The sequence below is a fragment of the Sphaerisporangium sp. NPDC005289 genome, assembly GCF_040607455.1.
GTDB classification, from domain to species: Bacteria; Actinomycetota; Actinomycetes; order Streptosporangiales; family Streptosporangiaceae; genus Sphaerisporangium; species Sphaerisporangium rhizosphaerae.
In genome coordinates, this window is the sequence record NZ_JBEXGS010000027.1 from 14,040 (window position 1) to 34,945 (window position 20,906).

Annotated in this window: 21 protein-coding genes and 1 pseudogene; 9 read left to right on the forward strand and 13 right to left on the reverse strand. The window is 72.5% G+C overall.

What is annotated here, in order from left to right:
• The first annotated feature begins 496 nt into the window (after positions 1 to 496).
• Both ABZT47_RS33725 and ABZT47_RS33730 read left to right on the forward strand, forming a co-directional pair.
• A complete protein-coding gene (locus ABZT47_RS33725) occupies positions 497 to 2,863 on the forward strand; it encodes a glycoside hydrolase family 3 N-terminal domain-containing protein (protein WP_354851439.1) in 2,367 nt (788 codons plus the stop codon).
• Between the two features lie 156 nt (positions 2,864 to 3,019).
• Positions 3,020 to 3,868: a hypothetical protein gene (locus ABZT47_RS33730; protein ID WP_354851442.1), complete on the forward strand. Its 849-nt coding sequence runs from the start codon at positions 3,020 to 3,022 to the stop codon at positions 3,866 to 3,868.
• Positions 3,869 to 3,999: 131 nt separating this feature from the next.
• Here the strand turns inward: ABZT47_RS33730 and ABZT47_RS33735 are convergent, their stop codons facing one another.
• Positions 4,000 to 4,422 carry a DoxX family protein gene (locus tag ABZT47_RS33735; protein WP_354851445.1) on the reverse strand — a complete coding sequence of 141 codons (423 nt, stop codon included), beginning with the start codon at positions 4,420 to 4,422 and terminating at the stop codon, positions 4,000 to 4,002.
• Positions 4,423 to 4,647: 225 nt separating this feature from the next.
• Between ABZT47_RS33735 and ABZT47_RS33740 the strand changes: the two are divergent.
• The 3 genes and pseudogenes from ABZT47_RS33740 to ABZT47_RS33750 all read left to right on the forward strand — a co-directional run.
• Positions 4,648 to 4,785, forward strand: a pseudogene (locus ABZT47_RS33740) (ClpX C4-type zinc finger protein); the annotation flags it as partial.
• 295 nt (positions 4,786 to 5,080) lie between these two features.
• The gene (locus ABZT47_RS33745) at positions 5,081 to 5,707 is read left to right on the forward strand and encodes a class I SAM-dependent methyltransferase (protein WP_354851447.1); all 627 of its coding nucleotides are present in this window, start codon (positions 5,081 to 5,083) and stop codon (positions 5,705 to 5,707) included.
• Positions 5,708 to 5,743: 36 nt separating this feature from the next.
• Positions 5,744 to 6,505 (forward strand): TetR/AcrR family transcriptional regulator, encoded by a 762-nt coding sequence (locus ABZT47_RS33750; RefSeq protein WP_354851449.1) that lies wholly within the window; start codon positions 5,744 to 5,746, stop codon positions 6,503 to 6,505.
• 169 nt (positions 6,506 to 6,674) lie between these two features.
• Here the strand turns inward: ABZT47_RS33750 and ABZT47_RS33755 are convergent, their stop codons facing one another.
• Positions 6,675 to 7,673 (reverse strand): hypothetical protein, encoded by a 999-nt coding sequence (locus tag ABZT47_RS33755; RefSeq protein WP_354851452.1) that lies wholly within the window; start codon positions 7,671 to 7,673, stop codon positions 6,675 to 6,677.
• 422 nt (positions 7,674 to 8,095) lie between these two features.
• On the opposite strand from ABZT47_RS33755, the gene ABZT47_RS33760 reads away from it, so the two are divergent.
• Positions 8,096 to 8,986: a universal stress protein gene (locus ABZT47_RS33760; RefSeq protein ID WP_354851455.1), complete on the forward strand. Its 891-nt coding sequence runs from the start codon at positions 8,096 to 8,098 to the stop codon at positions 8,984 to 8,986.
• A gap of 24 nt (positions 8,987 to 9,010) precedes the next feature.
• On the opposite strand, the gene ABZT47_RS33765 is transcribed toward ABZT47_RS33760, so the two are convergent.
• From ABZT47_RS33765 to ABZT47_RS33805, 9 genes are all read right to left on the reverse strand, one after another.
• Positions 9,011 to 9,685, reverse strand: a complete 675-nt coding sequence (locus tag ABZT47_RS33765) for a DUF6766 family protein (RefSeq protein ID WP_354851457.1) — start codon at positions 9,683 to 9,685, stop codon at positions 9,011 to 9,013.
• Positions 9,686 to 9,781: 96 nt separating this feature from the next.
• Positions 9,782 to 10,060, reverse strand: a complete 279-nt coding sequence (locus tag ABZT47_RS33770) for a hypothetical protein (protein WP_354851460.1) — start codon at positions 10,058 to 10,060, stop codon at positions 9,782 to 9,784.
• Between the two features lie 156 nt (positions 10,061 to 10,216).
• Complete coding sequence (locus ABZT47_RS33775) at positions 10,217 to 10,633, reverse strand: CBS domain-containing protein (protein ID WP_354851463.1); 417 nt, start codon at positions 10,631 to 10,633, stop codon at positions 10,217 to 10,219.
• A gap of 65 nt (positions 10,634 to 10,698) precedes the next feature.
• Positions 10,699 to 11,523 carry a hypothetical protein gene (locus ABZT47_RS33780; protein WP_354851466.1) on the reverse strand — a complete coding sequence of 275 codons (825 nt, stop codon included), beginning with the start codon at positions 11,521 to 11,523 and terminating at the stop codon, positions 10,699 to 10,701.
• On the reverse strand, positions 11,520 to 12,743 hold the full coding sequence (locus ABZT47_RS33785; protein ID WP_354851469.1) for a divalent metal cation transporter: 1,224 nt from the start codon (positions 12,741 to 12,743) through the stop codon (positions 11,520 to 11,522). Before ABZT47_RS33785 ends, ABZT47_RS33780 begins: the two co-directional genes overlap by 4 nt.
• A complete protein-coding gene (locus ABZT47_RS33790; RefSeq protein WP_354851472.1) occupies positions 12,740 to 13,225 on the reverse strand; it encodes a hypothetical protein in 486 nt (161 codons plus the stop codon). The genes ABZT47_RS33785 and ABZT47_RS33790 overlap by 4 nt, the downstream gene beginning before the upstream one ends.
• A gap of 161 nt (positions 13,226 to 13,386) precedes the next feature.
• A complete protein-coding gene (locus tag ABZT47_RS33795; protein WP_354851475.1) occupies positions 13,387 to 13,716 on the reverse strand; it encodes a DUF3140 domain-containing protein in 330 nt (109 codons plus the stop codon).
• Between the two features lies 1 nt (position 13,717).
• On the reverse strand, positions 13,718 to 13,945 hold the full coding sequence (locus ABZT47_RS33800; protein ID WP_354851478.1) for a DUF2945 domain-containing protein: 228 nt from the start codon (positions 13,943 to 13,945) through the stop codon (positions 13,718 to 13,720).
• Positions 13,946 to 14,021: 76 nt separating this feature from the next.
• Positions 14,022 to 15,230 carry a hypothetical protein gene (locus ABZT47_RS33805; protein ID WP_354851481.1) on the reverse strand — a complete coding sequence of 403 codons (1,209 nt, stop codon included), beginning with the start codon at positions 15,228 to 15,230 and terminating at the stop codon, positions 14,022 to 14,024.
• Positions 15,231 to 15,386: 156 nt separating this feature from the next.
• Between ABZT47_RS33805 and ABZT47_RS33810 the strand changes: the two genes are divergently transcribed.
• The 3 genes from ABZT47_RS33810 to ABZT47_RS33820 all read left to right on the forward strand — a co-directional run bounded on the left by ABZT47_RS33810 (position 15,387) and on the right by ABZT47_RS33820 (position 18,734).
• Positions 15,387 to 15,896 carry a hypothetical protein gene (locus ABZT47_RS33810; protein WP_354851484.1) on the forward strand — a complete coding sequence of 170 codons (510 nt, stop codon included), beginning with the start codon at positions 15,387 to 15,389 and terminating at the stop codon, positions 15,894 to 15,896.
• Between the two features lie 361 nt (positions 15,897 to 16,257).
• On the forward strand, positions 16,258 to 17,883 hold the full coding sequence (locus tag ABZT47_RS33815) for a cellulase family glycosylhydrolase (RefSeq protein ID WP_354851486.1): 1,626 nt from the start codon (positions 16,258 to 16,260) through the stop codon (positions 17,881 to 17,883).
• A gap of 263 nt (positions 17,884 to 18,146) precedes the next feature.
• The gene (locus tag ABZT47_RS33820) at positions 18,147 to 18,734 is read left to right on the forward strand and encodes a hemerythrin domain-containing protein (protein WP_354851489.1); all 588 of its coding nucleotides are present in this window, start codon (positions 18,147 to 18,149) and stop codon (positions 18,732 to 18,734) included.
• Between the two features lie 92 nt (positions 18,735 to 18,826).
• Here the strand turns inward: ABZT47_RS33820 and ABZT47_RS33825 are convergent, their stop codons facing one another.
• Together ABZT47_RS33825 and ABZT47_RS33830 are read right to left on the reverse strand one after the other, a co-directional pair.
• Positions 18,827 to 20,032: a hypothetical protein gene (locus tag ABZT47_RS33825; RefSeq protein ID WP_354851492.1), complete on the reverse strand. Its 1,206-nt coding sequence runs from the start codon at positions 20,030 to 20,032 to the stop codon at positions 18,827 to 18,829.
• A 222-nt stretch (positions 20,033 to 20,254) separates the two neighbouring features.
• Positions 20,255 to 20,452 carry a hypothetical protein gene (locus tag ABZT47_RS33830; RefSeq protein WP_354851495.1) on the reverse strand — a complete coding sequence of 66 codons (198 nt, stop codon included), beginning with the start codon at positions 20,450 to 20,452 and terminating at the stop codon, positions 20,255 to 20,257.
• Between the last annotated feature and the right edge of the window lie 454 nt (positions 20,453 to 20,906).

A 20,906-nucleotide genomic window follows, 5' to 3' on the forward strand; every position in this document is an offset into this window, starting at 1 on the left:
CCCGATTTCCGCGCGTCTCTGAAACTTTCGGAAGGCGGCGCCGTCCTTCGCCCGTCGTCTCAGCGCACTTCTGTGAGCATCAGAGGTGTCATCAGCGACGTTCCGATGCCTATACTTCTGCGGCGAATAACGGTTTGGCAGCTCTGCCTCCCGACCGTTGATCTCGATGTCCACCGCCCCTTACTGTCCACGTAGCCGACACGTTTCGGAAACGGACTCGAAACTTTTCGGAAAGGTTCGTATGAGCCGTTCGCGCTGCCGGTCTCCGGACTCGTGCCGTCCGGGGTGATGCGTGGCATCACGCCGGAGCCGTAGGAGGCCATGGCCGTCGATGGCGCCCCCCGAGGCGACTTTCCTCCCGATCGCCTCCGTCTGATCAAGACGGACCGCCGGCCACGGTGATGCTCTGCATGGTCCCCATCCTTCTCGTGTATCTGTTCGCCCGTCGTGCCCTGGCAAAGGGGCTGAGGGGCGTCGGAGGAAAGTGACCCCAATCGTGTCCGTTGAGACAGACCCCGCCACCCCCCTCTGGCAGGACCCCGCTCAGGACGCCGAGACCCGTGTCGAGGCCCTGATCGCGGAGATGACCGTCGAGGAGAAGGTCGCGCAGCTCTTCGGTGTCTGGGTCGGCGCGTCCCGCGAGGGCGGGGAGGTCGCGCCGCACCAGCACGAGATGGACGACGCCATCGACCTGGACGTCCTACTGCCCAACGGCCTCGGACAGCTGACACGGCCCTTCGGCACGGCACCGGTCGACCCGGCCGTCGGCGCGCTGTCCCTGCTGAGGACCCAGCAGCGCATCACCGGCGCCAATCGGTTCGCCATCCCCGCCCTGGCCCACGAGGAGTGCCTGGCCGGCTTCGCCACCTGGGGCGCCACCGCCTACCCGGTGCCGCTGTCGTGGGGCGCCACGTTCGACCCCGCGCTGGTCCGGCAGATGGCGGGCGCCATCGGCGGCGACATGCGGTCCGTCGGCGTCCACCAGGGTCTGGCCCCCGTGCTGGACGTGGTGCGCGACGCCCGCTGGGGGCGCGTCGAGGAGACCATCGGGGAGGACCCCTACCTGGTCGGCACCATCGCCACCGCCTACATCCAGGGCCTTGAGTCGGCGGGCATCATCGCCACGCTCAAGCACTTCGCCGGATACTCCGCCTCGGTGGCCGGCCGCAACCTGGCCCCGGTGGCGATGGGCCCCCGCGAGCGCGCCGATGTCATCCTGGTGCCGTTCGAGATGGCCGTGCGCGAGAGCGGCGTCCGCTCGGTCATGCACGCCTACACCGACACCGACGGGATGCCCGCCGTCGCCGACGAGTGGCTGCTGACGACCCTGCTGCGCGACACCTGGGGGTTCGAGGGCACGGTCGTCGCCGACTACTTCGGCATCGCCTTCCTCAAGACGCTGCACGGCATGGCGGGCGACTGGGCCGAGGCCGCGGGCGCCGCCCTGGCCGCCGGCGTGGACGTGGAGCTCCCGACCGTCAAGACCTTCGGGCGGCCCCTGGTGGAGGCGATCGCCGCCGGGCAGGTCCCCGAGGCGCTGATCGATCGGGCGCTGCGCCGCGTGCTGGTGCAGAAGGCGCGGCTCGGCCTGCTCGACCCCGGCTGGAACCCGGTGCCGCCCGGGCTCGCGGGGGCCGACCTGAGCGACGCCGAGGCGCTGCGCGGGTCGATCGACCTGGACTCGCCGGCCAACCGGGACACCGCGCGGCGCATCGCCGAGCAGGCCATCGTCCTGCTGGGCAACGACGGGACGCTGCCGCTGCGGCGGCCGGAGAGGATCGCGGTCGTCGGGCCCAACGCCGACGACCCGCTGGCCGTCCTCGGCTGCTACTCCTTCCCCCTGCACGTATTGGTCCACCACCCCGACGTGCCCACCGGCATCGGGCTGCCCACGCTGCGCGAGGCGCTGGCCGCCGAGTTCCCCGGCGCCGAGATCGTCACCGCGCCCGGCGCCACCGTGGACGGGCCGGACACCGGCGGCTTCGCCGAGGCGGTCGAGCTGGCGCGCGGCGCCGACGTCGTGGTGGCGGTGCTCGGCGACCGGGCCGGCCTGTTCGGCCGGGGCACCAGCGGCGAGGGGTGCGACGCCGAGTCCGCGGCGCTGCCCGGCGTCCAGCAGCAACTGCTCGACGCCCTGATCGCCACGGGGAGGCCGGTCGTCACCACCCTGCTGGCCGGCCGGCCGTACGCGCTGGGCGGAGCCGTGGAGGGGGCCGCGGCGATCGTCCAGTCGTTCTTCCCGGGCCAGGAGGGCACCTCCGCGATCGCCGGGGTGCTCAGCGGGCGGATCAACCCGTCGGGCCGCCTGCCGGTGAGCATCCCGCGCCGGCCGGGCGTGCACCCCTCCACCTACCTGTCGGCGCGGCTCGCGCACGCCACCGAGGTGTCCAACATCGACCCGACGCCCGCGTTCGGCTTCGGCCACGGCCTGTCGTACACGGCGTTCGAGTGGTCGGACCTGTCCGGCGACGGCGCGCGCATCGGCACGGACGGCGAGGTGACCCTGGAATTCACCGTGCGCAACGCCGGCGACCGCGAGGGCACCGAGGTGGTACAGCTCTACCTGCACGACCCCGTCGCCACGGTGGTGCAGCCGGTCCAGCGCCTGATCGGGTACGCGCGGGTGCCGCTCGCGCCGGGGGAGGCGAGCCGCGTGCGGGTGACCGTGCCCGCCGACCTGGCCTCCTTCACCGGCCGCCAGGGCCGGCGGATCGTCGAGCCCGGAGAGCTGGAACTGCGGCTGGCCGCCTCCAGCACCGACCCGCGCCTCGTCGCGGCGGTGACGCTGACCGGGCCGGTCCGCGAGGTGGACCACACGCGCCACCTGCATGCAACATTCACGGTGGCCGAGCCGGGCGCCTGAGCGCCGGCGGCGTCGAGGGCCGCTCCGACCTGGTGTCCCATGCGGGGCATCCGGGCGGGGCGGCCCTCGTGCCTTTCCGGGAGGCCGCCGTCTCTATGGGAGCGCTCCCATTTCCCGTAGCTTACGTTCGGATCATCTGTCGCGAAGGAGCACGTCGTGCGGAAATGGTTATCCATGGCCTCCCTGGCCATGCTGCTTCCCCTGACGGCCACGCCGGTCGCCGAGGCCGCCGGACCCGGCCGCGATGCCGGTCAGAGCGCCGGTCAGAGCACCGTCCAGAGCGCCGGGCGGTGGGGGCCCGGAACCTGCGCCGGCAAGACCCTGCTGTTCTGCGAGGACTTCCAGAACCTGCCCATCGGCGGCGCCGCCAGCCTCGCGTGGGGCGTCGACACCAAGCACGGCGCCCTCACCGTGGAGCGCGTTCCCGGCGGACGGGCCGGGCAGAAGGCGCTGCGCGTGCGCACCGAGGGCAACGGGCGGGCCTTCCTGAAGGTGGACGACTTCGCCCCGCCGGGGAACGGCTTCTACGGCCGGGTGCGGCTGCGCGTGAAGGCGTTCCCCGTGGCGCCCGACTGGGCGCACTACACCCTCATCGAGGCGACCGGCGCCGGCCCCGAGGTCGTCCGCCCGCTCGGCGGCCAGTACGTCCCCGTGGTCGGCGGCGGCACCGCGCTCTGGGGAGTCGGCGCCGACGGCGGCCCCACCGGCGACTGGACGAACTGGCGCGAGACCGCCCCGTCCCGCGCGGGCGTGTGGCAGTGCGTGGAGTGGCGGATGGACGCCACCGACAACCGCATCTCGACCTGGTTCGACGGGGTGCCGCGGCCCGAGCTGAGCGCCTCCACTCACGAGCACGGGGGCAACGACGTGGACTTCGTCTTCCCCCGCTTCGACACCGTCAAGCTCGGCTGGCAGCTCTACCAGCCGAACCCGTCCCCGGGGTCGTACGAGGTGTGGCTCGACGACATCGCACTGAGCACCCAGCGCCTGGGCTGCTCCGGCTGACCCCGGCCCCCCGGCCCCCCGGTCACGCCGGACCACATCCGACGACCTCGGGCCGCGTTGGCCTGAACCACGCCCTCGACCGGCCGGCTCCGGCACGGCCGGTCGAGGGCGGGGCGCCGGCCGGTGGCGGGTCAGCGCGTGAGGGAGCGGACCAGGTCGCGGGTCTGCTCCCGGCGGTCCCAGGCGATCAGCGCGAACACCACGCCCATGCCGATCGGCATCAGCGCCCAGACGGGGTCGATGACCAGGATCTGGGTCAGGGCCGCGCCGATCATCAGGCCGACGAGCCCGGTCGCGGCCGCCCCGGCCAGGCGGGGGACCAGCAGCCCGGCGCCGCCGGCCAGCTCGACGGCGCCGGTCACGTACCGGAACCACTGACCCCAGCCGATCTGGGCGAAGGTCTCCACCGCGTCCTTCTGGCCGGCGAACTTCGGCAGCGCCGAGGCCACGATCAGGAACAGCCCGAAGAGGACCTGGAAGGCCCACAGGACCCTGCGCAGGACGCGGGGGCGGGCGGTGGCGGCGGTGCCGGGGGTGAGGGAGGTGGCGGCCATGATGGGAGTCCTTCCGTGTGCGGTGTGTCGCGGTGCGGTGTTCCGCTCTCACCCGGGCGTCGAGCGGGGCCACCGCGCATCGACACGGGCCGCGGATTTCTTCTCTGATTTTTCGCCGCCCGCATTCTGATCTCCGCCGTCCGCTCCTTGTCAGGAATCGCCTGACGCGATACGTTCCTCGATATCCGTCAGGAGATGCCTGACACGAGGGCGGGAGGATCGGCGATGGCCACGATCATCGACACGACGCCGACGGTGCGGTGCTCGTTCTGCGGCAAGGGGCGCGCTGAGGTCGCCAGGATCGTCGCGGGCGCGGGCGTCTTCATCTGCGACGAATGCGTGGGCCTGTGCCTCACGATCATCGAGACGCCCGACCAGCCCGGCGAGCCGCGCATCCCGGCGTGGGAGGCCATGACGGACCAGCAGATCCTCGAGCACCTGCCCCGCGTCGCCGCCGTCGGCAAACAGGTCGAGGAGAACCTCCGCGACTGGGTGCTGCGCCTGCGCGAACGCAAGGTCACCTGGGCGAGCATCGGAGCGGCGCTCGGCATGACCCGGCAGTCCGCCTGGGAGCGCTTCTCGGGCGAGGAGTGACCGCCGTGCGGCGCCGGAGGCCGGGCGGCCCCGCCGGGCATATGATCGCCCCCGGAGGTGGCGCATGAAGAACGCGGAGTGGGACCGCCGCTACGAGGCCAGCGGGTTGCTCTGGACCGCCGAGCCCAACCGTTTCGTGGTCGAGCACCTCTCCGGCCTGCGTCCCGGCCGCGGCCTGGACCTCGGCGCCGGCGAGGGCCGCAACGCCGTGTGGCTCGCCGAACGCGGATGGCGGATGACCGGCGTCGACTTCTCCACCGCCGGGCTGGCCAAGGCCCGGCGGATGGCGGGCGAGCGCGAGGTGGCCGTCGAGTGGGTGATGGCCGACCTGTGCGAGTACCGTCCCGAGCCCATGGCCTACGACCTGGTGCTCATCGCCTACCTGCACCTGCCGCCGGACGACCTGGCCCCCGTGCTGAGCAGGGCCGCGGGCGCGGTGGCGCCCGGCGGCCGCCTGCTGATCGTCGGCCACGACGTCACCAACCTCGAGGAGGGCGTGGGCGGCCCGCGCGACGCCGCCGTCCTCTATACGCCCGAGTCGGTCGTCGCGTCGCTGGCGTCGCTGGCCGTCGTGCGCGCCGGCCGCGTCCGCCGTCCGGTGCCCACCGACGACGGCGTGCGGGACGCCATCGACACCCTGGTCATCGCCGGCCGCGACCTGCCGGACGAGGCGCGGGGCCCGGGGGCCTGAGGCGGGCACCGGCGCGCGCGGCACAATCCTCTATCGTTGGTTACGGCATATAACGAGCGCGAGCATGCCGACGGCGTCGAGGGGATGATTCGCATGGCGGTCCGCGACGGCACACCGCGGCAGCGCTACCGGGACCAGGTACGCGCCGAGATCAAACAGGCCGCCCTCGCCCAGATCGCGTCCGGCGGAGCGGCGGCGCTCAGCCTCAACGCGGTGGCCAAGCAGCTCGGCGTCACAGGCCCCGCGCTCTACAAGTACTTCCGCAACCGCGACGACCTGCTGACCGAGCTGATCAGCGACGGTTACGACTCGGCCGCGGCGGCCGTGCGGGCGGCGGCCGGCGCGGCGGCCGGGCGGTCCCCCCGCGAACGCCTGCACGCTCTGGCCGCCGCCTACCGCGAGTGGGCCGTGACCGCGCCGCACCTGTACCACCTGCTCGCCGGGACGCCGTCCCCCGACTACGCCGCCCCGCCCGAGACGCTCGACCGGGCCAGGGCCGCGCTCGGCCCCTTCCTCGCCGTGGTCGCGCACGGGGTCCGCCCGCCGGAGGCCGAGGGGCTCACGGCCCAGATGGAGCGGTGGGCCGCCGAGAACGCGCCGGTCGCCACATGGGTGCGGGCCCACACCCAGGAGGGCGATCCCGCCACCGCGCTGGCCGGGGCCGTCGTCGTCTGGTCCCGCCTGCACGGCGTCGTGAGCCTGGAGGTCCAGGGTCAGTTCGACGGCATGGGTCACCGGCCCGCCACCCTCATGGAGGCCGAGATCGAGGCGTTCGCCACGGCCTGGAACCTCCCCTGACCCCCATCTCCTCCACGGCCGCCTCCGGGTACGACGCCTTCGCACCCCACCGCGGCCGGCGATCCGGCGGCGGCGAGAACGACGGACTCGGCGCCTCTCCGGCCGCCGGGCTCGGCGGGTGGTCCGGCCGCCGGTCCGGCGACCAGGGGACGACATCTGGCCGCCGGGTTCAGCGTTCCTCGACCATCTCGGCGGCCGGGCGGCGGACGCTGACGCCTTCCCGGGGAACGCGGCCCAGCCTCATGATCATCTGAGGGTGCTCTCCCGAGCACACCTGGTGGCGCAGGAACTCCCGCAACTCGGGCATCTCCAGCGCCTGGGTGTGGAAGGCGGCGTACACCCCGTGGGCCGAGGCGTGCAGCAGGACACGCTGCAGCGCCTGGCCGGCGGCCAGCCAGTCCTCGGGGGTGTCGCCCGCCGTGGTGAGCACGGCGACCAGCCCCGTGGCGTTCGCCGCCGGATCGCCGGCCTCGCCGCCCCACCCGTGGCCGTGGGCGTAGTCACGCTGGGCGAACCGCTGCGGGTGCGTGTGCGGCGGCGTGCTCGGGTACGCCTCCGCCACCACCCCGTCGCGCCGGGTGCTTCCGGGGGGCCGGCTCCATCGGATCAGCTCCAGGGTGAACAGGCGGTCCTGCGACTGCGCCTCCTGGGCCGCGTTGGTGATGGCGCCGAGCAGGCGGACGGCGGGCCCCGACCGGACCGGCGTGAGCCGCGCGCCCTCCATGCCCGCCTCGCGCACCAGCGCGTCCGCCAAAGCCTCGGGCACCGCCTCCTCGGTGAACCCGCCCCGGTGCGTGCGGCGCCGTTCGACCTGCTCGTACAACGCGCGGGCCGCCTCGTCGGGCGCCGGGCCCGGCCGCGGCCGCACCCTGGCCAGCAGGGAGGGACGGTCCGGGTCGGGCAGGAGCCGCACCTCGGGGGTGTAGCCGAGGGCGTGCAGCGCGATCCGCACGTCCAGCAGGGCGGCGCCGCAGCTGATCAGCATCTGGCGGCCCGCCGGGTCGGCGACCGGCAGGAGCCTGTCGCGGTCGGCCCGCAGGCTGATCTCCTCGCCCGTCACGGTGAAGGACCACGGCTGGGTGTTGTGCACCGACGGCGCGTGGACGGCCGCCTCCACCGCGGCCCTGACCGCCTCCGCCAGGGTGCCGGCCGGCGTGCGAGTGTCCATGGCTCTCCCTCCCTTCGGCACGCCGGTGCTCCGGCGGCCGGGAACGGCGGCGTTCGCCCCACTGTCGTCCTCCCCCTGGCGGGGGCCGGGTACCCGGGGCACTGGTCCCAGCCCTTGGGGCCGAAAGGCCCATGTGCCCGCCGCGTCCAGGGCGGCGCCGCGTTCCACCGCGTCCCGGGCGCCGCCGCGTTCCACCGCGTCCCGGGCGCCGCCGCGTTCCGGGCGCCCGGCGGGCACGGGTGACCGGCCCGTCCGGGCCATCGCGCGGGTCACCGGCGTGGTGGACGTGGTGGGCGGGCTCGCCTGGGACGAGGATGACAGTGCCACGCGGACGTCCCGGCGGGCCGGGTCCCGGTGATCCGGCTGAAGACGGGCAGCGGCGCGGACCGGCCGGGTCGTCCGGCACGACGAAGGAGAAGAACATGTTCGGGCTTGTCACCGTCGCGGTCGACGGTTCCCCCTCCGCCCTCGCGGCGGTCGACTGGGCGGCCGACGACGCCGCGCGCGCGGGAGGCGCCCTGCGCATCGTGCACGTCCGCGAGCCGTGGGCCAACGAGTACCCCTTCCACCGCGTGGAGGGGTTCGACCAGTCGCTCACCGACTACTGCGAGGGCGTGCTGGCGAAGGCCGCCGAGCGGGCCGGAGAACGGGCGCCCGGCCTCGCCGTGACCACCGAGTTGATCACCGGCGCCGTCGTGGAGCGGCTGCTGGACGAGTCGGGCCGGGCCGACGCCATCGTGCTCGGCAGCCGCGGCATGGGCGGCTTCACCGGGCTCATGGTCGGATCGGTGGGCGTCGCCCTCGCCGGCCACGCCGCCGGACCGGTCGTGGTCGTCCGCGACCTGCCGCGGGAGCGGTTCGGCGAGATCGCCGTGGGCGTCGACGGGTCACCGCACTCCGAGGCCGCCCTGGAGTTCGCCTTCGAGCAGGCGCGGCGACGCGAGGCGCGCGTCCACGCGGTGTACGCCTGGGCGGTTCCGGTGTTCTCGCCGCTCGCGGCCGGCTACACCGACGTCATGCGGGACGTCTTCGAGTCCGGGACGCAGCGCCTCAGGCAGTGGCTCGCGCCGTGGCGGGAGCGCTACCCCGAGGTGCCGGTGGCGGAGTCGGCCGTGTGCGGGCATCCGACCCCCGCCCTGGTGGAGGCCTCGGAGAAGGCCGACCTGCTCGTCGCCGGGTCGCGCGGGCTCGGCGGGTTCCGGGGGGCGGTGCTGGGCTCGGTCGGCCACGGCGCCCTGCACGGGTCCCACTGCCCCGTCGCGGTCGTCCGTCCCCGCGAAGAGGCCGCCGCACCGGGGCAAGATCCGGCCTGACCGGCCGAGCCCGTCCCGGCGGGCTCAGCCCTCGACGCTCGTCGCCGTGTGCGAGGTGCCGACCGGCTTGGACTCCGGTGAGCCGCGCTGGCGCAGGTACACCGACAACGCCACCATGGACAGCACCGCCAGGAACTCCGACTGCCAGTTCTGCAGCGTGCGGTTCCAGAAGTCGGCCGAGCCCACGTAGCCGAGCCAGGTGACCGGGTCCTGTAACCGCGCCAGCCGTTCGGCGTTGTAGCTCGCGGTGCCGGCCACCGACTGGGCCAGCCACGACAGGACGAAGACCGCGCCCATCACCAGGCCGAGGGAGTTGGAGAACAGCACCTGCCGCAGGCCGCCCACCTTGGCCCACGCCGGGCTGTCCGGCTCGGCGTGCGGGCCGACCTTCTGCCGCTCGTCGCTCTCCCGGCCCTCCTCGCCGCGCTTCTTGGACTCCGGGGAGCCGCGCTGCACCAGCCAGACCGTCGCCAGGATGAACAGCAGGAACTGCAGGTACTCCGACTGCCAGTTCTCCGCGACGTCCACGGTGAAGTCGGAGGAGGTCACGTAGGAGACCCACGAGATGGGGGCGCCGCCGTCGACGAGCTGGCGGGCGTTGTAGTCGGCGTTGCCCGCGATCGACTGGCCGAGCAGCGCCAGCAGGAAGATGGCCAGGAAGAACAGGCCGAGCGCGTTGTCGCGCAGGAAGCGTCTCATCGTCGTCCCCCTACCTGCGCAGCAGCCCGGTCGTCAGGAAGTACGTCAGACCGGCCACGATGATCACCAGGGTGACCACGTACATCGTCCGCATGCTCAGCTCCCCACATCGCACTGGTAGGGCCGCTCGCCGCGCGGCGTGCACCCGGCGGCCCGCACGAGCCAGCCGTGGGCGAAGCGGTGCAGGAAGACGGTGTCGTCCGCGAGCCGCACCTGGGCCTCGTCGCCCCAGACCCGCGCCGTCCCCGCGCCCTGCCCGGCGGGCAGGCCGAGCCGGAGGATCGCCTTGGCGCAGCCTCCCTCCCCCGAGCCCACGTCCTCGGCGGTGCTCGGCGCGAGGAGGGAGCACGCCGCCTGGGCCTGACCGGCGCGCACGGCGCCGTGGAACCGTTCGGCCGCCTGCCGGACCGTGCCGTCCGGAATGCCGTGACCTGCGGAGAGCTCCGGCCTAGTGCCTCCGGGCCGGAGCTCTCCGCACGTCCGGCACCCGCCGGGCGGGCCGGCGGCCGGTCATCCGGCCGGCCGCGCCGCTCAGTCGGCCGTCAGCGCGTCGACCAGGTCGCCCACCGGTGAGTCGGGCAGGGCGCGGGCGACGTCGGCCAGCGCGACGATCCCGACCAGCTCGTGGCCGTCGATGACCGGCAGGCGGCGCACCTGATGCGAGGCCATGGTCCTGAGGATCTCCTTGGCGTCGTCGTCGGCGCCGATGGTGACGGCCTCGCCCTGGGCCAGCTCGCCGGCCGTGCAGTCCTTGGGCGACCTGTCCTTGGCGAGCACCTTGACCACGATGTCGCGGTCGGTCAGCATGCCCTTCAGCCGGTTGTCGGCGCCACAGATGGGGAGCGAGCCGACGTCGAGGCGGGCCATCTTCTCCGCCGCGTCGAAGACCGTCTCGTCCGCGAGCACGCATTCGGCGTTGGGGGTCATGATCTCTCGTGCGGTCGGCATCCTGCTCTCCTTGCCTCTAGTACGGGATCGGTCTTCGGCTGCCCCCGCATCGGGCGCCGAAACCGTCACCCTGCGGTGTCCCGCTCGTAGAGCTCGGCGAGGGAGGACAGCTCCGCCAGGCGCGCGGACAGCCGTATCGGACCGGTGTCCGGGAGCGGCGAGGCCAGTTGCGGCCAGGCGACGTACCTGCTGCCCCGGTGGAGGCGGCGAATGATCGTCTTGACCAGCGCCGGCGCCTGGCCCCCCGGACCGCGCTCGTAACCGAACAGCTGCCCGGTGTGCCGGGGGACCACGATGAGACCGGAGACCTGGAAGGCGTTCTGCACGCCCTCCAGCAGGGGGCCGTCCTGGGTGAGCTGGACGTCGGCCACCTGCCCGACCGGCGCGCCGTCGGCGTCGAGGACCCGGCGGCCGAGGAGCGGCGCGAGGCGCGTGCGATTCCCGTCCTCGGGCTCGGCGGAGGGACGCGGGGCGGGCGGCTCCTCGTCGCCGCCGTCCTCCGCCTCGCCGCCGCCGTCGCTGCCGGGAATGGGCGCGATGAGGTGCTCGCGCACCCAGCGTTCGAGGGCCGCCTCCGGGGGATCCCCGCTCACCTGGACGGCGCTGCCGATCTCCGACACCAGCGCCATCGGGATGCGCTGCGGCGCCGGGCGCTCCTCCGGCCGGAACAGCTCCGTGGTGGCGACGATCAGCCGGCCGGCCACGCCGCCGATCCTCGGCCCGAGCGCGAGCGGCCCGCTGAGAATCGCGGTCGCGTACGGGCGGCCGTCCTCACCGGCCGCCAGCTCCACGTCGTCCACCTTGCACACCAGGCGGCCGTCGCCGGCGTGCACCACCTGGCGGTCCAGCAGGTGGAGCTGGGCGTGCAGGGTCCTGGCCTTCTGGCTCATTGTCCCGCCTTCGTCGCGAGCATCAGCGGGATCGCCGCCACGGCGACCACGACGAGCAGCACCATGTAGACCGTGCCGAGCGCGTTGGAGAACCGGCCGTTGACCTGGTCGCCCATGTAGTCGGGATCGTTGCTGATCATCAGCACCGGCAGGTAGGTCAGCGGGAGCGCGGCGGCCGAGAAGACCAGCGAGTACTCGGTCACCTTGATCGGGTCCACGGTGGTGAGCACCAGGGCGGCCGCCACGATCGTCACCACCAGCACCACCACGTGGAACCGCGACGCCTGCCGCGGCCGCACGTACTTGCCCCACTGCCAGCCGAAGTACTGGCTGAGCGTGTAGCCCGACGACAGAGCCGTCTCCAGCGTCGCGCCGAACGTGGCCGCGAAGATCCCGAAGATGACCAGCGCCAGACCGACCTGGCCGAGGCCGAGACCGACGGGCAGCACCATCTGGCCCAGAGTGTCCACCTGCGCGTGCACCGGCAGGAACACCGTGGCCGCGCATCCGGCGATCGCCAGCGACAGGAAGCCGCCGAGGGGGAACCCGACGAAGACGTTGGCCCGGGAGGTGACCAGGTCCTTGCGCGTCCAGCGCTCCTCGACGCCGCCCGAGGAGAAGAAGAACACCTCGTAGGGCGTCATGGCCCCGCCGAGCAGCGCGATCGCGTAGTACCAGTACGTCGGCACGCCCTCGTCGGACGGCGGGTGGGTCACCTGGTGGGCCAGCTCTCCCCAGTCGGGGCCGAGCTGCCACAGCACCACCGCGAAGACGACCAGCGCGAGCCCGGCGAGGCCGAAGATCCGTTCCATCGTCTCGAACTTGACCCGCCACATCACCAGCCAGGCCACCAGCGCCACGCCGGGCACCCACAGCAGGTAGTTGACGCCGGTGGCCAGCTCCAGCGCCAGCGAGGCGCCACCGATCTCCGCGGCCAGCGTCAGCACGTTGATGAAGAAGGAGGCGCCGAGGTTGACCAGGCCGGCGCGCGGGCCGAGCCGCTCGCGCACCAGGTCGAAGACCGGGCGCTGGGAGGCGGCCGCGATGCGTCCGGACATCTCGGCGAACAGGCAGATGCCGATGACGCCGACGATGACCACCCAGGCCAGCGACATGCCGAACCGGGCGCCGACCAGGGCGTTGGCCACCAGGTCCCCGATGTCGACGAACCCGCCGAAGGCGGTCAGGATGCCCAGGGTCACGGCGAACAGCTTCTTCACCGGTGGGCCTCCTCGATCTGCCGCAGCCGCCCGGCGAGTTCCCCGAGCCTGCGGTCGGCCCCGCGCGGGTCGCGCAACCCGTCCCGCCTGACCTCGATGAGCAGGCCCTGGACCTCCTCCTCCGCCTGCGAGGTGAGGTCGGTGACCTGCGTGCGCAGCCGGTCGGCGGCGTCGGAGGGCGGCTGCACCCCGCCGAACTGGTCGTTCACGCTGCCGAGGTCGCCGGACGCCTCGGTGAGCACCGTCTTGAGGTATGGGGTGGTGAGCCGGTCGTGGTCCCTGACCGCGAGCCGCACCAGCTCCACGCTGGACGCGGCCGCCTGGGCGGTGGCGCCCGCCTTGAGCCCGTAGTCGTGGTCGTCCCAGGCCGGGCTGACGCACGCGGTGGCGAGGACCGCGAGCAGCGCCGCCTGCGGGAGGGCGCGCGCGAATCGGCGCCTTCCCGGCCGCGGCGCGGTACCCGGCGGCGCGGGGGGCCTCATGACCTGCCCCGCAGCAGGAAGTACCCGAGCAGCCCCAGGAGCGCGAGCAGCTGGCTCCACGCCAGCAGCAACACCAGTCCCTCATCGACCACGGGTTCCCCTCTGCCCGCCGCGAACGGCCCTAGTCGTGGAAGGGCGCGGGAACGTCGGTCAGGACGGGGTCACTTGAGCGGGTCGTGGCCCCAGTTCATGAGCGAGTGGCGCCAGCGGGAATCCCTGACGTCGTGGGAGGGGCGCTGCGCGAGGTGGCGGTGGACGTAGCCGGTGACCTTCCGCATGTGGGCGTAGTCGTCCTCGGAGAGGTCCCCGGCCTTCTTGCGGAGGATCTCCGCGATGCGGCGGCCGGAGGCGTGCCCGGTGGACTCCCCGCCGCCCGATTTGTCGCCGGCGGCCTGGGACTGCGGGGTGTCCAGCCACCGCTCGATCTCCGTGGGCGTCATGTTGACCGCCTCGCCGAACTCCGCGGCGACGCGGTGCTCGTCCTTCGCCATCTCAGCGCTTCTTCCGCAGGGCCGACGCCTTGTGGACGGCGGTCCTGCCGCTCTTGTCGCTGCGCACCAGGTACTGCGGCTCCTCCTCCGAGGCGTCCACGACACGGCCGGCTCGCTCGGTGCGTTCGGTGATCTTCTCTTCGACCGTCCCTGAGGCGGTGGATCCGTGGCTCTTCCAGGTGACCGCGTCACCGACGGCCACGTCACGGGGTTGCGTCGTTCTGGCCATAGGGAAGATGTGCCCGCCATCGAATGGGACATTCGACTCAATAACCCCCGAATGGCGGGCATGCCTCCCCGAGAGATCAGGAGCGCAGGGTCCACCGCGGGCCCTGCGGGGTGTCCTCGACCAGGACGCCCCCCTCGGCCAGCGCGTCCCGCACCGCGTCGGCCGTGTCGTAGGCCCCCTCCTTGCGCAGCCGTCCCCGCAGGGCGACCAGCGGCTCGACCAACGGCGCGAGCCGGTCGTGCGGGGAGCTCAGGTCGGCCAGGCCGCCGAGCCGCGCGACCAGGTGGCGCAGCACCGCGCGGGCCTGGTCCACTCCGCCCTCGTCCTCCTCGGTGTCGGCGGCCCACCGGGTGATCTCGCCCTCCAGCTCCAGGACGGCCTCGCTCAGCGCGCCGGCGTCGCCGGACGCGGCGGCGGCGTCGAACCGCGACTCGCACCGCTGCACCGACTCGGCCAGCGTGGCGCTGGAGGACTCCTCCTCGGGCGCCTGGACGACCGGCGCGGCGGGGACGAACCCCGAGACGCCCTTGGCCAGTTCGCGCAGCTCCGCCAGTGCCAGGGTGCTGCCGGTGGGGAACTCGGTCTGCGCGCCCTGGCGGCGGACGGTCAGCGCGCCGCGTCCGCGCACCGTGACGGTCTCGGCCCGCAGGTCGATCTCGACGGCCGTGTGCTCGTCGATGCCGAGCACCGCGACCTCGTCGGGTAACTCGCGCTCCATCTGCGACAGCCGCCGCTCACCCAGATAGCAGAAGCGCGTGTCGTGCGTGCCGCCCTCGGTGTTGTCGTAGTGCGGGATCACCACGACCGGCAGCCCCAGCGACGACAGGATGTCGACCCCGTCACGCCAGTGCGGCTGGGCGCCCACCTTGTAGATCTCATAGACGGGCACGGCCGCCACCCCCACCGTGCACGCCGCCGCGGAGGCCAGCACCGTGGCGCCGCTGCGGGAGCCCACCCGGGCCTTCAAAGCGGCGCCGACCTCCGTCCCCCGCCAATGATCGAGCGCGTAGGTCGGGCTGCCCGGCCCGGAGAAGACCCAGTCGGCCTCGATCAGCGCGCCCGAGCCCGACGCGACCTCCACCTTCACCCCGACGCTGTCGGCGAAGTAACGCCGGGCGCGGGCGGAGATGTCGGCCGCGTTCTCCTGGAACGCGTAGGGCGTGTCCAGCAACAGGGCCCGGGGTCCCCGGCCGAATCTGCCGACCACGGAACGGTGGACCTCCACCATGGTCGGGGCCGTCTCCCCCGATCCCATGAGCACCAGCACTCCCGGTCTCTCCGGCATCGCACTCGCCTCCTCATGCACGAGTCCAAGCCAGCACACATGCGGCACTTACGGCAATAGCAAAGATGCGATGCGTGGTGACCGCTCCTGCATACTCGTTGCAATAGCCCTGATGGGGGGCGCCCACGGGTGGGCCGATGACGGGATTGGAAACGCATGCTGACACAAGAGATCGGCACTTCTACGGCGACGGTGATGGTCGAGACCCTCGCATTGCGGGCGGATTCCTCCGGCGGCTGGTCCTACCGCCGGCTGGTCACCACGCCTCTGCCCGGTGAGAACCCCGACCAGGCCGCCCGCCGTGCCGCCGGGGTGAGCGCCGAGCAGGTGAGCGTGACCGTGCACTCGACGAGCTGGCGGTACGAGCCGAGCGGCGAGGTCGTGCTGACGTACGCGGTGTGCCCGGACCCGTGGACGCACCTGCCCGCCGTGCGGTTGCCCTACATGCGCGTGGCGAGAGGAGGCGCGCCGGCCACTCCCACGCCTGACGACATGACCGTGGCGAACGTCGTCGCGCACGGCATCCGGCATTTGGCGTACCTGAAGGTGACCGACCCGGTGGTGCGCGCCACTCTGGAGGTGGTGCCCGAGATCGCCGCGGCGCTCGACCGGTTGTGCCCGATCTCCAGCCTGGGGGTGACCGTGCCGCAGAGCATCTTCCTCTGACCGGCCGCCCCCCTTCCCCTCCTCCTTCCCCCGGCCGGAGACCGGCTCGTCGTGCGCTCGTCTCCGACCGGCGGAACGGTCTGCGCGCGCCCCTGACGAGCTGAAAGTTTCAGCTCCTCCTCCCACCCCCCACCGCCGGGGCGCGAGCCCGGCGCGGCGCCGTGCCGGCGTCTTGCGATGTCGCGGGACGGTCGCGCGCCCGCGCCGGGGCCGGCGCGGCCGCGCCGTGCCGTCCGGCGCGCGCCCCATGCTGTACATCCGAACGCGACCCACCCACCATGAGAGCGCTCCCCGACCGTCGGACTCAGCGGCGTCCGCCGTGCGACTTAACCGGTTAATGGCCTCCCATGAAAGGTGATCGATGAGAAAGCGACTCCGAACGGCGGCGGCGGCGACGGCCGCCCTGCTCGCGCTCCTGGTCTCGATGCTCGCCGCCGCACCGCCCGCGGGCGCCGCGGCCGGACTGCACGTGAGCGGCAGGAACATCGTCGAGGCGAACGGCGGCACCTTCGTCCTGCGGGGCGTCAGCCACGCGCACACCTGGTACGCGAGCCAGACCACCTCCTCGCTCGCGGGCATCAAGTCCCTCGGCGCGAACGCGGTGCGCGTCGTGCTGAGCGGCGGGCGCTGGACGGCCAACGGCGCGAGCGACGTGGCGAACGTCATCGCGCAGTGCAAGGCGAACCGGTTGATCTGCATCCTGGAGAACCACGACACCACCGGCTACGGCGAGCAGAGCGGCGCCGTCACGCTCGACGCGGCGGTCGACTACTGGATCAGCGTCAAGAGCGCCCTGGTCGGCCAGGAGGACTACGTCATCCTCAACATCGGCAACGAGCCGTACGGCAACAACAACGTCAGCGGCTGGACCCAGGCGACCTCGAACGCGATCAGCCGCCTGCGCGGCAGCGGCTTCCAGCACCTGATCATGGTGGACGCGCCCAACTGGGGCCAGGACTGGCAGTTCGTCATGCGGGACACCGCCGCCACCGTGGCCGCCGCCGACTCCCAGCGCAACACCGTGTTCTCCATCCACATGTACGGGGTCTTCGACACCGCCGCGGAGATCAACGCCTACTTCGACGCCTTCCGGACGGCCGGGCTGCCGCTGGTCGTCGGCGAGTTCGGCAACATGCACTCCGACGGCGACCCCGACGAGGACACGATCATGGCGCAGGCCCAGTCGCGCGGCATCGGCTACCTCGGCTGGTCGTGGAGCGGCAACAGCGGCGGCGTCGAGTACCTCGACATGGTCACCAACTTCAACCCCAGCGCACTGACGTCCTGGGGTCAGCGCATCTTCAACGGCGCCAACGGCATCAAGCAGACGGCCAGGCAGGCGTCGATCTTCGGCGGCGGCGACCCCTCCGACACGACGCCGCCGAGCACGCCGGGCACCCCGGCGGCCTCCGCCGTGACCTCCTCGGGCGCCACGCTGACCTGGACCGCCTCGACCGACTCCGGCGGCTCCGGCCTGGCCGGCTACGACGTCTACCGCGAACAGGGCAGCACCGACCCGCGGCTCGGGCAGACGACCACCAGCTCCATCACCCTCACCGGGCTGAGCGCGAGCACGCGGTACCAGGTCTACGTGCGGGCCCGTGACGGCGCGGGGAACCTCTCCGGCGACTCCGCCCTGGTGACCTTCACCACCACGGCGGGAAGCGGCGGAACGGGCGGTTGCAGCGTCACGGCGACCACGCAGGGCCAGTGGGGCAACGGCTACGTCATCCAGCCGATCACGGTCACCAACACCGGCACCGCCGCCATCAAGGGATGGACGGTGACCTTCACCCTGCCCTCCGGCCACACCATCACCGGGTCGTGGGGCGCGACCGTGAGCACCAGCGGGCAGACGGTGACCGCCCGCAACGCCTCCTACAACGGCGCGCTCGGGCCGGGCGCCGGAACGACGTTCGGCTTCCAGGGCGGCCGCCCCGACGGCACCACCTCGGTGCCGTCCGGATACACCTGCGCCGCGAGCTGAGTCGCGCCCTTCGCGGGAGTACGGCCCCCGGCCGTACTCCCGCACCTGCCGGTGGACCCGAGGCGTTCCGGCATCCGGGGACTGTGGACCCGAGGCGTTCCGGCATCCGGGGACTTCCGGCATCGAGGGAGTTCCGCTCCACATATGACCTCTTTGCTGGCCCTTGTCGGCAGATGTCCGTGTCGCCACCGGCGGTGGGGAAGGTCTTCATTGCCGACCGCGGAGAACCGAGCCACCGCGGCGACGACACGGGGGGAACCGCAATGGCCAAGAGCAAGACCATGCCTGAGCTGATGGACGAGAGCGACGTGGTGGGACTGCTGATCCGCCAGCACGCGGAGATCAGGGACATGTTCGACGAGGTGGAGCAGGCCACCGGCGAGACGCGGGCCGAGGCGTTCCAGAACCTGGTGCGACTGCTGGCCGTCCACGAGACCGCCGAGGAGGAGGTCGTCCACCCCTACGCCAGGCGCGCGCTCGACGGCGGCGACGCCATCGTCGACGAGCGGCTGCGCGAGGAGAACGAGGCCAAGCAGCTGCTCACCCTCATGGAGGAGCGGGGGACCGACGACCCCTCGTTCCCCTCGCACCTGCAGAAGCTGCGCATCGCCGTCGAGGAGCACGCCCGGGCCGAGGAGCGCTACGAGTTCGCCCAGCTCGTCCGGGAGACCAACTCGGCCGAGCGGCGGGCGATGGCGCTCGGCGTCAAGGCCGCCGAGGCGCTCGCCCCGACGCACCCGCACCCGGGCGTGGAGTCGGCCACCAAGAACGTCCTGGTCGGAACGCCGACGGCCATGTTCGACCGCGTCCGGGACGTGGTCCGCCAGGCGATGGGCAAGAAGAACACCTGACCGCCGACCGCACACGCCACCGCCCGCCCGGTCCTCGAAAGGCCGGGCGGGCGGTGCCGCGCCGCACGGGCGCCGGTCCTGTCCGTCCCCTGTCAGTGGGCGGGACGGCGCATGCTGGGCACGGGATGCGGGCCCTCGGTCTCCATCCGGTAGTCCTGCCCGAACTTCGCCGTGGTCTCCTCCAGCACCTGGTCGCTGGGCGCCGGCTCGCCGCCGTGCAACCGGTCCTGGAAGCGCTGGAACCGCTCGTGCGCGTCGCGCACGTACCCCGTCCCGAGCGTGGTGAGGTCGATCTGCGTGGCGAGGATCTCGCGAATGTAGATCTTGTTCGGCTCGAAGGTCACCGGCTCCGGGAAGCTCGGCGCCAAGATCTCGGCCGGCTCGCGGCTCTGGTGGCGGCGCATCAGGTCGCAGGCGATGCGCAGGTGCTCCAGCTCCATGGCCAGATGCAGCTCCCAGATCGACTTCAGCCGGTCGTCGGACTCGGTCTCCATGAACGAGTAGTACATGTAGCACTCGTTGTACTCATGGTTGACCAGCATCTCCCACCAGGTCTCGTTCGGATCGAGCAGCGACTCGTAGTGGGTGACGTGCTCTTCTTCGATGAGCCCGATCTCCTGGTAGAGCCTGCGGGCGATCTCCTCCATGTACTCCGGCCCGACGTTCATGTAGAAGTTCATGGTCTGCTGCTCGGCGGCCATGATCGTCAGGGTGTGCAGCTTGGAGATCGGGCTCGCGGTGTCCTTGTCGTAGTGGTCGCGGACGTTGTCGATCGGGTGCCGGTGGTGCAGGGGCGTGGGCCGGCCGGGCATGACCTCGGTCAGCGCGTCCACGATCTTCTCGGCCTTGCGGTGCTCGATCAGCTCGTACAGGTTGGCGTACCGGTACAGGTGGTCGAAGTCCTCCAGCATGCCGAACTCGAACGCCTGCTTGAGGTAGGGGTCGGGCTCCATCCGGGCGACCCAGGCCGTCAGGTCGACGGCCACCTGCTCGTAGGCGATCGTGGTCTCCAGCACCGAGGCCAGGCCGGGCAGCAGCCAGTTCACGGCCTTCTGCTGCTGCTGCTCGATGTAGCGCACCTCGGCGAGCTGCCGCCGCACGTCCAGATCGGGGCAGTGCCGGGCGAAGTGGTGGCCGAACATGATCGCTTCGACCTCGATGCCGTTCATGGTGATGACCCGGCAGCGGGCGTAGGGATCGGAATGGTCCGGGTCGAGCTGGGGGACGTTGAGTTCCCGCCAGTTGCGCAGTTGCCGGTCCAGCGGGATTCCCTGCTGTTCCAGAGGGTTGAAAGTCATTGATATGACTCCTTTGTCCTATTTCGGCGGGCGAGGACCATGTACCCGAGCCGAACGGACCACAACCGATTCACCGAACGCCGATATCCGCCCCCTGTCGAGACTTGTTGCCAGGTTTGCGGTCCGTTGCCGATGGTCGGCGTGTTGGAATTTTGCGCGCTATTGACAATGAGCGATATTCATCGGCATTGACGGTCATCAACCGGAAATGCGGCATTCACTCTAGACGGCCTCCGCCGCCTGTCCTATGCCTCGCAGGACGCGCGAAAGACGCTGCTCCGCCAGGAAGTGCCCCAATCCGATGACCAGCGCCAGCGGCCATTCGATGATGTTGAAGGCCGAGAGCAGGCCCAGCGCCGCGTAGAAGGCCAGCCGGTCCGGCGGCGGCAGGACCACCCGCCCGATCAGCGGCAGCGTCACCGCCGGCCGCGAAGCGGGGGCCCGATGGCGCCGAGCGGGCGCGGCGGCCTCGTCCCGCGGCCCCTCCCCCCTGGCGCCGCCCGACCCCGACGCGGCGCTCCGGGCGCCGGTCGCCCGCGACGCGGCCCCCCGGGCACCACCCGACCCCGATGCGGCACCCCGCGCACCACCCGATCGCGCCGCGGAACTCCGGGCACCACCCGACCCCGACGCCGCACCCCGGGAGCCACTTGACCCCGGCGCGGCACTCTGGACGGCGCCCGACCCCGACGCGGCACTCCGGACGGCGCCTCGCCGGGGCTCCGCCTTTCGCGCGGCGGGGCGCGCGGAATCCTCGGGGCCGGTCTCGGCGCGTCCGCGCTCGGCGTCCTTCGGGGCGGCGGTCGTCTTCTGCGCCATGGCGGCCTCCGTCAGTCAGAGATGTAGTGCCCATCCCCTCCGGACGTCGGCGGAT